The sequence below is a fragment of the Shewanella sp. A32 genome, assembly GCF_029167175.1.
Taxonomy (GTDB): Bacteria; Pseudomonadota; Gammaproteobacteria; order Enterobacterales; family Shewanellaceae; genus Shewanella; species Shewanella yunxiaonensis.
Map to the genome: position 1 here is coordinate 126,453 of NZ_JARFTS010000003.1, position 12,895 is coordinate 139,347.

Below are 12,895 nucleotides of genomic sequence, written 5' to 3' on the forward strand. Positions count from 1 at the left end.
CGATTCCATTTTTCGTTGGATTGGCTATTTGTATTACGGGATTCTACAAATGGTATAGGTGTCCTAAGTGCAATGCTGTTCCAAGAGCATTAGGACGACCAGGAGTCCAAATATCGCCCCATTATTGTGGGAAATGTGGAGCTAAGTTACGGTGAAAGCATGTAACAAGTTTGTTAAGTTCGCCCAACAAGTTGTTGGCTGGGACGCGCAAACAACACGTACCCATTACAAAGGCGTTATACCTAAACCGAGATTCAGAGCATGGAAGAAATCTTCAAAGTAATATCAGAAAAACCAGAATACTTTGCATGGGCATTTGGCTTGGTTAATGCGTTATGGTTGGGTTTCGTTTACTTCAATAAAAAACGCCATGAAAAAGAGCTTATAGGCATGAAGCAGTCCTTCGACCTAGATCTGGAGCGAAGAAAGAAAGTATTTGAAATGAAGGCCTCCCAATATGAGGCGTACTTTCGGCATATTGATGCTATTCATAATCGCCATCAAACAGATTATCACGATGTCTTTATGCCCATCATGAATGAGTTCATGTCATCGTATTTAGAGGCCTCGTCAAGAGGTGATGAGGCAGCGGCGACAGTAGCTACTATTGAGTTCTCCGAGAAAATTTCAAAAATCACCAGAGATGGAATGCAAGAGCTTGGCGTTATCGAATCAGAAACAAACAGTCTTAGGCTCACAGCAAGTGATCAAGTAGCAACGCTACTTGATGAAATCAAAGGAATATACTCGGCCTTGTTCGAGGCATCCGGGAAAATGATGTCTGATTTAGTCAAAATCACCATAACCAACGACCAAGATTTGGCTAATAGCAACATGGCACAACTCCAGCAGTTTGGTGAGATTGCCAAGGCAAAAGCAGCTGAGCTCAGAGAGCAAATGAGAAATGACCTCAAGCAAATATAGGTATAACAAGGCGCTCGTGTGGGACCTCCGCTTCGCTTCGCGAAGGCCCCACAGCTTGAGCGTTAATCAATAGAATTTTTTATCCCAAAAAGTACTAATTAGAGCGAAGATTCTAACAAGCTTCTGTCCCAAAATTGGCTTGCAACACTCAGACAACACCAATTCCCCTTCGGCGCAGCGTAGGTGCGTTGGGCCGGCATTGAGCAATCGAGACAGGATGTCGAAGAAGCCGGGCCGAGGAATGGATTCCGAGTTGGCGGCGATTTGCGAAAATGACAAACCAAAAGCGCCGAAGCGTTTCGCGACGTGGGGCGTCGTCGGGGTTCCAAGGGGCGAGGGACGAGCATCGCCCCTTGGCTCAGGTGTGGAACGAGTAGTTCCACGACGTTGGCAAGCGATAGCTTGCAAAGCGCCAGCCTAGTCTAGGCTCGCAGTGTGAGCACGAAAGCTCACGACGTTGTCAAGCGCAGCTTGGTATGGCGCAGCCATACATCTTTTGCAAACGAAGTTTGCAAGGCGTTAGCCTCAGCTCTAGCAACCGCAGGTTGCCATCGCGCAGCGGTACCGAACTAACCAAGCGGCGGCTTGGTATAGCTGCCCACAATTACAGATTGCCCAATACAATCTGCAACCCACAAAAAAGGGAGCAAAGCAACGCTTTACTCCCTCCTTCCGGCTTACGCCCCCAACGCCAGACGGCGTCTTAAAAATCGTTACATATCACAAGGTTTCAGTGGTTTACGCAGCTGTGCCCGTACGTTATCCATGCCAGAGTAGAATTCTTTCATCATCAACAGCCCCATCATCTTGCCGTTGTCGGTGACGATCAGCTCTTCTGGATTTTCGGGATCATTCTTCAACGCACCAATCAATTTCATTGAGGTCATCTCTTTCAGCAGCGCGGTATCCAGGTTAACGCCAAAGGTGTCACGGAAGTATTTACGCGACAGACGGCCAGAAAACATCCCCAACAGGAAGCGATACTGCATCACATCTTTTTGGCTGTAATTCTTTTGCTGCTCAACACCCATTTTGCCGTTCTTGATCCGTTCTTCGTAATTACGCAGCGAGAAGGTATTCACGTACAGGGTGTCATTGAGGAAACTGAAGGAACCGGAACCCACGCCAAGATATTCATCATAATCAATCACGTATTCGTCAAAGCCTTCGTTGTTGGCTTTACCGAAGGCCCAGGCTGAGAGCTGATTATATTGACCGACCAGGGTATTGAGGATCATCCGGTACTGGTTCGCCATGTCGGCATGCGGAGCAGCCAGCGTGGCTTTTACACTCTTGCGCGTCTGGTGAGTGACCATCAGCGGATAAGTGGTGATCTGCCGTGGGTCAAGACGGGACGCCATATCCAGATCATGCTGGATCACTTCATCAGTCTGCCCGCGGAAGCCAAAGATCAGGTCAACGTTGATGATCGGGAACAGCTCTTTGGCGGCCATGATCTTATCGAAAGTTTCCTGACCTGAACCGAATTTTTCCAGACGTTCGGTCATCCGCAGAATATCGTCATTAAAACTCTGTACGCCGATGGACATGCGGTCCACCAGCCCTTTCAACTGTTTGAAACCAGGGCTATCCAGATGTTGTGGATCGGATTCGCAGGAAACTTCCTTAATGGACGGGAACAGCGTCTTGGCGTGCTCAATGGTGCGCGCCAGTTCATCTTCCAGCACCGTGGTGGTACCGCCACCGATATACATGGACTCAAAGTCATAACCCAAGGCTTTGACCATTTCCATCTCTTTACGCAACGCCACAAAATAGCGACGGGCTTTGTCTTCCTTAAACAGGAAACGGTGGAAAGTGCAGTATGAGCACAGGGTATGACAGAACGGCACATGGGCGTACAGCATGTACTTTTTGCCCTCTACCGGCGCCGGCATGATATCGGCGGAGATAGTATCCAGTCTCAGATTCTTATCAACGTAGTAGTGCATCACCCCTTCCATCGCCCGCAGCATCCAGTTAGGTACTGTGATATTGGATTGGTAGCTTGATACCAGTTGTTGATCGAGAGTTTGGATAACAGATGACATAACGGTTCCTGTCTGGGTTACATAATCCTTAAATACCACAACTAGTTAGTGACTATCCAAGGCAGCGTTTCGAGTTTGCAGGGTACATCCTAAGTCTTTTGCAAAACGTGAACTGGCTAGAAGTTAGCATCACCTATCAGCTATGGTCGCCCGGTTTTGTTAAGGTTGTCATGTTTTAGCTATTACGAATAAATGTCAACCATTAAGGTCAAATCTGCTAGGTGTGTGGCATAAAAAAAGCCGCGTGTGATACGCGGCTTAATTCAGATTGAAAATCAGGATTCGCGGTATTTCAATGAGCCGTTAGCCTTGATTTCATCGAACCACAGGTTGTGATGCTGGGTCGCCCAGTTCTCATCGCAGTAGCCGGAAATCATACATTCCATACCACCTTCTGACATCACAGTCGCCATGAAGATGTGCACGATAGAGAACGCGCAAATGATGATAGCGCTGATCGCGTGCAGGATCAGGGAGATCAGGCTCAGGGTGCGGCTGGGCTCGAACAGGTTCGGGAACAGCAGCAACATACCAGAAGCAGAGATCACCAGACCAAACAAGGCGAAGGTCCAGAACCACATCTTTTCACCGGCGTTAGCAAAGCCAGAATCCGGATGTTTACCTTTGAAGGGTCCGAAGTTGATGTAACCACCCACCACTAGGAACCATTTCAGGTCATACATCTTCGGCATCTGGTTTTTCGCCCACATCAGGGTCATCAGCAACCAGCCGAACATGAACGGGATCGCCATAACGTTGTGTACTTGCTTGGCAAAATACACCACGCCAGCCCAGAATCCTTCACTCACCACCGGCTGCAGGAAAAAACGACCTGCCAGCAGAGTTAAGCCTGTGAGGATCAAGGTCAGGCAAGGAATCGCCCCTAACCAGTGGATAGAGATATCCAGTTTTGACCAGCGATGGACCATCTTGCCGGAGAAACCATGGTGCAGTTTGGAAATACCGTTAACCATGATAAACAGGGCAAAAATGATGATCATGCCGAACAGTGCCAGCATCAGACCTGGAGCCAACCAGCCACTGCGCAATTCCAGTACCCGCAGATCATAGCTATTGATCGGCTGGTTATGAAACTGGCTCTGGGAGGTGGTATACCCGGTAGCGCCGTTTTTAAGTTCGGTCCACAGCTGTGAATACTCCGATTGCTGAGCCTGCACCGCAGCCACTACCGCTTCTGGTTGTGCTGCAGGGGCCGGGGTCTCAGCGGCAAAGCTCACTGTGCTAAACAGCAGCGCAGCGGCTAAACCCAGTTGTTTGAACCATTTGTTCATTAAAAACCTCTCTCACCGACCCACAAGGAGTAGGTCGGTTATCTCTGTACGGACGGCTTACTTCCAGGCTGAGTTGTCAGCGCCACGATAGGCCACACGCTCACGGTAGATACCGGAAACCACTTCGGCATCACCGGCGAGCAGCGCCTTGGTCGCACACAATTCAGCACACATTGGCAGCTTGCCTTCTGCAATACGGTTAGAACCGTACTTCTGACGTTCAGCTTCAGAGAAGTTCTCTTCTGGGCCGCCAGAGCAGAAAGTACATTTATCCATTTTGCCACGAGCAGCAAATGCGCCTTTTTTCGGGAACTGTGGCGCACCGAACGGACAAGCGTACAAGCAGTAACCACAACCAATACACTTGTCTTTGTTATGCAGCACCACACCATTTTCGGTGCGATAGAAGCAATCTGCCGGGCACACAGCCATGCATGGCGCATCAGAACAATGCATACAGGCAACAGAGATAGAAGCTTCGCCGGGTTGACCATCGTGCAGAGTCACTACACGGCGACGTTGAATACCCCACTCAAGCGCGGAGTCGTTTTCGTTTTTACAAGCGGTGACACAGCCGTTACATTCGATGCAGCGTTTGGTATCACACAAAAATTTCATGGTAGCCATAGTGGCAATTCTCCTCACTTACGCTGCAATCAAGCTTTGACGATTTGGCACAGGGACGCTTTGGTCTCCTGCATCTGGGTCACAGGGTCATAACCGTAGGTCAGCGCAGTGTTGGCAGATTCGCCCAGCACATACGGTGCAGTACCTTCCGGATAGTTCGCTTCCAGACTTTCACCATGCATGACACCGGCAAAATGGTATGGCATCCAGGTAACCCCCTGTTTAACACGCGGAGTAACCATGGCCTGTACCAGCACACGGCCGCCTTCAGCGCCTTCCAGCCATACTTTGTCACCGTTGCGAATGCTACGATCAGCAGCGTCAGCAGGGTTAATTTCCACGTACATCTGCTGTTGCAGTTCAGCCAACCATGGGTTACCACGGGATTCTTCACCACCACCTTCGTATTCCACCAAACGACCAGAAGTCAGTGCCAGTGGGTATTTGCCAGTCATATCCTGTTGCTGGATTGACTTGTACAGTGTGGGTAGGCGATGTACCTGCATGTCGTCATAAGTTGGGTATTTTGCAACCAGATCACGACGTGGTGTGTACAGCGGTTCGCGGTGTACTGGCACTTGGTCAGGGAAGGTCCACACAATACAACGGGCCTTCGCGTTACCAAATGGGATACAACCATGTTTCATCGCCACACGCTGGATACCGCCAGACAAGTCAGTCTTCCAGTTTTTGCCTTCGGCTTCGGCTTTTTCTTCAGCAGTCAGATCATCCCACCAGCCAAGTTGCTTCAGCAGCTTGTCGGAGAATTCAGGGTAACCATCCTGAATTTCTGAACCCAAGGAGTAAGAACCTTCGGCCAGAATGTTGTGGCCCTGGTATTCCACGCCGTAACGGGCACGGAAGTTACCACCACCCTGCAACACATGTTTGCTTGTGTTGTACAGAATTTGCGTACCAGGATGTTTCTGCTCTGGTGCGCCCCAACATGGCCAAGGCAAACCGTAAGTTTCGCCTTTGCATGGGCCGCCTTCGGCTTCAAGGGTCTTAGTGCTGAAAGTGCCCCAGTTCTGGGTGTGCGCTTTGATACGCTCTGGGCTTTGGCCACTCATACCAATGGTCCACATGCCGCGGTTAATTTCGCGGGTCACGTCTTCCACTAATGGAATGCCTTTTTCATCCAGTTGCATACGCTTGGTGTACTCTTTGTCAAAGCCTAATTTCTTAGACAACAGGTACATGATTTCCAAGTCATTTTTGGATTCAAACAGCGGTTCAATGACCTGTTCACGCCATTGTATTGAACGGCCTGAGTTAGACAGCGAACCACGAGATTCAAATTGGGTACAAGCTGGTAACAGGTAAACACCGTTTTTACGGCGGTGCATAACACCGGCCATGGTTGGTGTTGGGTCAACGACGACGATGGTATCCATCTTGTCTAATGCATCACGCACATCACGTTGACGAGTTTCAGTGTTGACGGATTGTCCCCAGAAGAATGCCATACGGATGTTGTCGCGTTGTGCCAGTTTAGCTTTGCCTTCCAGCACACCATCATGCCAACGAGAACATGGGATCCCCGGAGTGTTCATGGGGACGCGATCAAGGTATTCACCGTTATCGAAGCGGCCTTTAACCCAGTCGAAATCCAGATCCCATACGTGAGACCAGTGTTTCCAGGCGCCGGTAGTCAGACCATAGTAACCCGGTAAGGTATCGAACAGCAGACCAAGGTCAGTCGCACCCTGCACGTTATCGTGGCCACGGAAAATGTTAGTACCGCCACCTTGTTTACCCATGTTACCAAGTGCTAACTGCAGGATGCAGTATGCGCGGGTGTTGGCGTTACCGATGTGGTGTTGAGTCCCCCCCATACACCAGACCACAGTACCTGGACGGTTATCAGCAAACAGTTTGGCTGTTTTATACAGCGAGTCTTCGCTGATACCACAGATGTTAGCCACTTCAGCAGGTGGGAACTTCTTGGCTTCTTTACGGATTTCATCCATGGCGAATACGCGCTGTTCGATGAAGGTTTTATCTTCCCAGCCGTTTTCAAAAATGTGCCACAACATGCCGTAGATGAATGGAATATCAGTACCTGGACGAATATTCACATGCAGATCTGCGTGTGCTGCAGTACGAGAGAAACGAGGATCAATCACGATGATCTTGGCGTTGTTACGTTCTTTCGCCAGCAGAATATGTTGCATTGCCACAGGATGTGCTTCAGCCGGGTTTGAACCGATGAAGAAAATCGCTTTGGTATTCTGGATGTCGTTGAATGAGTTGGTTTGCGCACCGTAACCCCAAGTGTTAGCAACACCGGCTACAGTGGTAGAGTGACAAATACGGGCTGAATGATCGACGTTGTTAGTCCCCCACATGGCCGCAAATTTACGGTACATGTAGCAGCCTTCGTTAGAGAACTTGGCGCTCCCCATGAAATACAAAGAATCTGGACCTGACTCGTTGCGGATCTTCAGCATCTGGTCGCCGACTTCTTCAATGGCGGTTTCCCAAGAGATACGTTTCCACTTGCCGTCTACCAGCTTCATTGGATATTTAACGCGTTTTTCCCCATGACCGTGCTCACGCAGTGCTGCACCTTTAGCGCAGTGGCCGCCTTGGTTAAATGGGTGATCGAATGCGGGTTCCTGACCAGTCCATACACCGTTTTGTACTTCAGCGTATAAACCACAACCTACGGCGCAAGCGCTACAGATGGTGCGTTTTACTTCAATAGGCGCATCATGTGGAACTTCTTTGGCTTCTGCGCGGCGCATCATGCCGGTACCAAGGAATGACGCAGCTGCAATACCGCCGGTGGCGATACCAGCGCTTTTCATAAACTGACGACGACTAATCCCCAGTGTTGGTGTGTCGGCCTTAGCGGCGACGGTGGAAGTGCGAGTTAACTTCATCGCTTAATTTCTCCTGGGTTAACGCAGGCTATTGTAATAATTACGGATATGCGCTGTTTCACGATAGCCATCCTGATGGGTGGTAGCGTTATCAGTGCTTTCATTTGCCTGTGCCACAGAGACCTGGGAGGCAGCAACGGCTACGCCGGCAGCTGTGCCTATGGTCAGGGCTTTCAGCAGGGATCTGCGTTGCAGATCGGGCTTCTGCTCTTTCACTTTGTTACTCCTGGGTTGGTTCATCCATGCGAGATACGAGGGAAATGCGGCATTTGAGAATTAACGAATCATTCACAAAGCCGACCAAATTTGACCAAAATTCAATCAATTGAATAGGGGATTATCATTAGGCTCGGGGAATATAAGAGAACAAAGAAATACAGATATTGATCTGGCGCAGTATTGCTGTGACCGTGGCGCTTAGGGTCACAAAAAGCGTTAACTACATCATGTTTTATGCAGATTTAAATCCTTACATTTTTAAGGGATTACACCTGCAATTTGTTAATCAGTTGTAGCTTAACTACAGCCCAGCAGATGAAAAAAAACACCCCGGCAAGCCGGGGTGTTTTATATAGCAAATTGCAATTATTCGCGATATTTCAGCGTGCCATTAGCTTTGATTTCGTCATACCACAGGTTGTGGTGCTGCATAGCCCAGTTTTCATCACAATAACCAGAAACCATACATTCCATACCACCCTCACTGAGGACAGTAGCCATCCAGATATGCACGATGGTGAAGGCAATGATCAGGATTGCGCTGATACCGTGAACCAGCAACGCTGCCATAGAGGCTTCACGTGGCAGATCCAAGCCAGGCAATACCATCATTACCCCGGAAATGGCGATGAACAACCCGAAGATTGCCAGCGTCCAGAACCAGGCTTTTTCACCGGCGTTAGCAAAACCGGAATCGGCATGCTTGCCCTTGAGCGGGCCGACGTTGAAATAACCACCAACGGTCAGGAACCACTTGAAATCGTAGCCCTTGAGCATTTGATGTGGCATCCATTTCACCACCAATATCGCCCAACAGACGATAAAGAATGGTCCCACCCAATCATGGATAGTTTTAGAGCCGTAGATCAGTGATGCCCAGATACCGCTGCCTTCCCCAACCATTGGCTGCAACACATGCTTACCCAGCATAATATTGAGACCAGTGAAAATCAGGGTCAGACAGCTAATTGCCACACACCAGTGGAGAATGAGATCCGCTTTACTCCAGCGAAATACCATCTTGCCGGAAAAGCCATCATTCAACCGCGCTGGACCGTTCACAAAGTAAAACAGCAGAAACGCACCAAATACGCCAACAACAGCAAAACCCATTACGGGTGTCACGTATTTATTGCGGATCTCCCGTCCCTGCTCCCCGGTCACATTAATCAACACGCCCCGCTCCACCCCTTTGGCAGTGGTGGTTCCGGTATCACCGGCTCGCACCGCACGCCAAAGATCGGCTTCGCTGGTTTGCGCAGTTGCCTGCTGCTGACTGGACTGTTCATCGGCGGCAAAAGCTGTCGCTGACAGCCCCATACCACAGACCAACAACATCAGAGCGAACAGGCTACGCAGTGATTTGATTACCATAGTCACTCCTCGCCAGGACGGATTTCTCCGTCCCGGTTCACTCTTAGTTGATCACACCAGTCTTGGGGTTATATCCCCAGATCACATCAGGGCTGGCGCCACGGCGGGCCATACGCTCACGGTAAATACCGGATACCACTTGGGCATCACCGGCGAGCAACGCTTTGGTTGAACAAAGCTCGGCACACATAGGCAACTTGCCTTCTGCAATACGGTTGGCACCGTACAATTTGTGTTCACGCTCGGAGAAGTTCTCTTCCGGACCGCCCGCACAGAAAGTACATTTGTCCATTTTACCGCGACTGCCAAATGCGGTCTTTTTCGGGAACTGAGGCGCCCCGAAAGGACAAGCATAGAAGCAGTAGCCGCAACCGATACAGGTGTTTTTGTTATGCAGTACAATGCCTTCCTCGGTACGGTAGAAACAGTCTGCCGGGCAAACTGCCATACAAGGCGCATCGGTACAGTGCATACAAGCAACTGAGATGGAGGCTTCGCCGGGCTGACCATCATTGATGGTTACCACGCGGCGACGCTGGATACCCCACTCGAGAGCGGAGTCGTTTTCGTTTTTACAGGCTGTGACGCAACCGTTACACTCGATGCAGCGCTTGGTGTCACATAAGAATTTCATGACTGCCATAGTGGCTTATCTCCTCATCAAGTACGGTCAGGCTTTGGTGATCTGACACAGGCTGGTTTTGGTTTCCTGCATCTGTGTCACCACGTCGTAGCCGTAAGTCAATACGGTGTTAGCAGACTCACCCTGAACATAAGGCACTGTGCCTTCAGGATATTTATCTACCAAACTCTTACCTTCGAAGATCCCCGCAAAGTGATAAGGCATGAAGCACTCACCAGGTTGTACCCTAGGAGTTACCATCACTTTCACTTTGATCTGTGCGCCTTCAGGACTATGTACCCAAACATCGTCTTCACTGCGCACGCCACGGTCAGCAGCATCACCAGGGTTCATTTCAATGAACATCTCCTGCTGCAATTCAGCCAGCCATGGGTTAGAACGGGTTTCTTCACCGCCGCCTTCGTATTCCACCAGACGACCGGAAGTCAGGATCATTGGGAAATCTTTAGAGAAATCCTTCTCCTGAATTGACTTGTACAAGGTAGGCAGACGCGCCACCATGCGGTCTTCATAAGTCGGATATTTCGCTACCAGGTCGCGACGCGGTGTATACAGCGGTTCGCGGTGCAGCGGGATATCATCCGGGAAGTTCCACACGATACAACGGGCCTTGGCGTTACCGAATGGGATACAACCATGCTTGATGGCAACACGCTGGATACCACCAGACAGGTCAGTTTTCCAGTTTTTGCCTTCAGCCGCAGTCTTTTCTTCGGCAGTCAGATCATCCCACCAGCCAAGTTGCTTCAGCATCTTGTCACTGAACTCAGGATAACCATCCTGGATTTCGCTACCTTTTGAGTAGGTACCTTCAGCCAGGATATTCACACCATCGTGTTCCACCCCATAACGGGCACGGAAGTTACCACCACCGAAGCGGACTTCACGATCGGTACGATAGAGGATTTGAGTACCAGGATGTTTCATCTCTGGAGTACCCCAACAAGGCCAAGGCAAACCGTAGGTTTCGCCTTTACATGGGCCACCGGGAGCTTCCAGTGAATCAAAGTCGAAAGTACCCCAGTTTTTCTGATGTTCTTTCAGACGTTCTGGACTCTGACCTGTGTAACCGATGGTCCACATACCGCGGTTAAATTCGCGGGTAACATCTTCAACCAACGGCTCGTCATTGTTGACCTGGATGTGTTTACAGAATTCTTTCTCAACACCCCATTTCTTCGCCAGTTTATACATGATGGTGTGATCAGGCAGCGATTCGAAATGCGGCTCAATCACTTTGTCACGCCACTGCAGTGAACGGTTGGAAGCAGTGACGGAACCGTAGGTCTCAAACTGAGTACAGGCTGGCAGAATATACACGCCATCCTTACGTTCAGGCATAACAGAGGCCATAGTTGGATGTGGATCAACCACTACCACGGTATCCATCTTGTTCAATGCTTCACGCACTTCACGACCACGGGTTTCGGTGTTAACAGACTGACCCCAGAAGAATGCCAGACGGATATTGTCCTTCTGTGCAATCTTGGTTTTGTCTTCCAGTACACCGTCGTGCCAACGTGAACATGGAATACCGGCAGAAGTTTGTGGCTTCTGGCCCAGATATTCACCTTGGTCAAAGCGGCTGGCAACCCAGTCAGCTGGCAGGTCCCACACGCGGGACCAATGTCCCCAGGCACCAGTGCTCAAGCCGTAATAACCTGGCAAGTTGTCGAACAGCAGACCAAAGTCAGTTGCACCCTGCACGTTATCGTGACCACGGAAAATGTTGGTACCGCCACCGACGATGCCCATGTTACCCAAGGCTAACTGCAGGATACAGTAAGCACGGGTGTTCGCATTACCGATGTGATGCTGTGTACCACCCATACACCAAACGATGGTGCCAGGCTTGTGTTCAGCCAACATCTTTGCGACGCGGAACATCTGCTCTTTGCTAACGCCAGCAACATTCTGCACTTCTTCAGGGGTGTACTTGGCGGCTTCTGCACGGATACGTTCCATACCGTAAACACGTGATTTAATGAAGTCTTTATCTTCCCAGCCATTCTCGAAGATGTGATACAGCAGACCATAGATGAAAGGAATGTCGGTGCCGGGACGGATATGCACGTACTCATCAGACTTGGCTGCAGTACGGGTGAAACGTGGATCAACCACAATAACTTTGGCGCCGCGCTCTTTCCCTTCCAATACGTGCTGCATAGCAACCGGGTGAGCTTCACTTGGGTTTGAACCAACGAACAGGATCAGCTTGGAGTGATGCATGTCGTTGAAAGAGTTGGTTTGCGCACCGTAACCCCAGGTGTTGGCCACACCGGCTACAGTGGTAGAGTGACAAATACGGGCTGAGTGGTCGACGTTGTTAGTGCCCCACATAGCCGCCAGTTTGCGGTACAGATAAGACTGCTCGTTAGAGAACTTAGCGCTACCCATGAAATATACGGAATCTGGACCGGATTCTTCACGGATTTTTAGCATCTGGTCACCAATCTCGTTGATGGCCTGTTCCCAGCTCAAACGTTTCCACTTACCGCCTTCCAGCTTCATTGGATATTTGTTGCGCTTGTCGCCATGAGCCACTTCACGCAATGAAGCCCCTTTCGCACAGTGACCGCCACGGTTGAATGGATGGTCAAATGCGGGCTCTTGGCCAGTCCACACGCCATTCTGTACTTCGGCATAAAGACCACAACCTACAGCACAGTGGGAGCAGATGGTACGTTTAACTTCAGTAGGTGCATCATGAGGCACTTCAGTTGCCTCAGCCCTGCGCATCATTCCAGCCCCAAGCATGGACGCAGCGGCAATACCACCAGTGGCTAAGCCCGCAGACTTAAGAAACTGACGGCGATTCAGGCCCAACGATGGCTTTTCAGCCACAGGTACCTGTTCGGATGTACGGTTTAATCGCATCTC

Annotated in this window: 9 protein-coding genes; 1 reads left to right on the forward strand and 8 read right to left on the reverse strand. The window is 50.1% G+C overall.

The features are described 5' to 3' along the window. Window positions 1-261 precede the first annotated feature (261 nt). Complete coding sequence (locus PY479_RS03900) at window positions 262-924, forward strand: hypothetical protein (RefSeq protein ID WP_275482949.1); 663 nt, start codon at window positions 262-264, stop codon at window positions 922-924. A gap of 713 nt (window positions 925-1,637) precedes the next feature. Here the strand turns inward: PY479_RS03900 and PY479_RS03905 are convergent. From PY479_RS03905 to PY479_RS03940, 8 genes are all read right to left on the reverse strand, one after another. Beyond that, window positions 1,638-2,975 (reverse strand): coproporphyrinogen III oxidase family protein, encoded by a 1,338-nt coding sequence (locus PY479_RS03905; protein WP_212594828.1) that lies wholly within the window; start codon window positions 2,973-2,975, stop codon window positions 1,638-1,640. 275 nt (window positions 2,976-3,250) lie between these two features. Beyond that, window positions 3,251-4,267 (reverse strand): formate dehydrogenase subunit gamma, encoded by a 1,017-nt coding sequence (locus tag PY479_RS03910; protein ID WP_212594829.1) that lies wholly within the window; start codon window positions 4,265-4,267, stop codon window positions 3,251-3,253. Window positions 4,268-4,324: 57 nt separating this feature from the next. After that, window positions 4,325-4,894 carry a formate dehydrogenase FDH3 subunit beta gene (gene fdh3B, locus PY479_RS03915; RefSeq protein WP_212594830.1) on the reverse strand — a complete coding sequence of 190 codons (570 nt, stop codon included), beginning with the start codon at window positions 4,892-4,894 and terminating at the stop codon, window positions 4,325-4,327. A 29-nt stretch (window positions 4,895-4,923) separates the two neighbouring features. Further along, window positions 4,924-7,779: a formate dehydrogenase subunit alpha gene (locus PY479_RS03920; RefSeq protein WP_212594831.1), complete on the reverse strand. Its 2,856-nt coding sequence runs from the start codon at window positions 7,777-7,779 to the stop codon at window positions 4,924-4,926. Between the two features lie 18 nt (window positions 7,780-7,797). Then, window positions 7,798-7,995 (reverse strand): twin-arginine translocation signal domain-containing protein, encoded by a 198-nt coding sequence (locus tag PY479_RS03925; protein WP_212594832.1) that lies wholly within the window; start codon window positions 7,993-7,995, stop codon window positions 7,798-7,800. Between the two features lie 369 nt (window positions 7,996-8,364). Beyond that, the gene (locus tag PY479_RS03930) at window positions 8,365-9,372 is read right to left on the reverse strand and encodes a formate dehydrogenase subunit gamma (RefSeq protein WP_212594833.1); all 1,008 of its coding nucleotides are present in this window, start codon (window positions 9,370-9,372) and stop codon (window positions 8,365-8,367) included. A gap of 43 nt (window positions 9,373-9,415) precedes the next feature. Further along, on the reverse strand, window positions 9,416-10,015 hold the full coding sequence (gene fdh3B / locus PY479_RS03935; RefSeq protein WP_212594834.1) for a formate dehydrogenase FDH3 subunit beta: 600 nt from the start codon (window positions 10,013-10,015) through the stop codon (window positions 9,416-9,418). 27 nt (window positions 10,016-10,042) lie between these two features. Next, window positions 10,043-12,892 (reverse strand): molybdopterin-dependent oxidoreductase, encoded by a 2,850-nt coding sequence (locus PY479_RS03940; protein ID WP_212594835.1) that lies wholly within the window; start codon window positions 12,890-12,892, stop codon window positions 10,043-10,045. Window positions 12,893-12,895 lie beyond the last annotated feature (3 nt).

Coding starts and splice junctions, on each gene's coding strand:
- PY479_RS03940 (WP_212594835.1), bottom strand. CDS start 12,892: ATGCGATTAAACCGTACATCCGAACAGGTACCTGTGGCTGAAAAGCCA.
- PY479_RS03900 (WP_275482949.1), top strand. CDS start 262: ATGGAAGAAATCTTCAAAGTAATATCAGAAAAACCAGAATACTTTGCA.
- PY479_RS03930 (WP_212594833.1), bottom strand. CDS start 9,372: ATGGTAATCAAATCACTGCGTAGCCTGTTCGCTCTGATGTTGTTGGTC.
- PY479_RS03905 (WP_212594828.1), bottom strand. CDS start 2,975: ATGTCATCTGTTATCCAAACTCTCGATCAACAACTGGTATCAAGCTAC.
- PY479_RS03920 (WP_212594831.1), bottom strand. CDS start 7,779: ATGAAGTTAACTCGCACTTCCACCGTCGCCGCTAAGGCCGACACACCA.
- PY479_RS03910 (WP_212594829.1), bottom strand. CDS start 4,267: ATGAACAAATGGTTCAAACAACTGGGTTTAGCCGCTGCGCTGCTGTTT.
- fdh3B (WP_212594834.1), bottom strand. CDS start 10,015: ATGGCAGTCATGAAATTCTTATGTGACACCAAGCGCTGCATCGAGTGT.
- fdh3B (WP_212594830.1), bottom strand. CDS start 4,894: ATGGCTACCATGAAATTTTTGTGTGATACCAAACGCTGCATCGAATGT.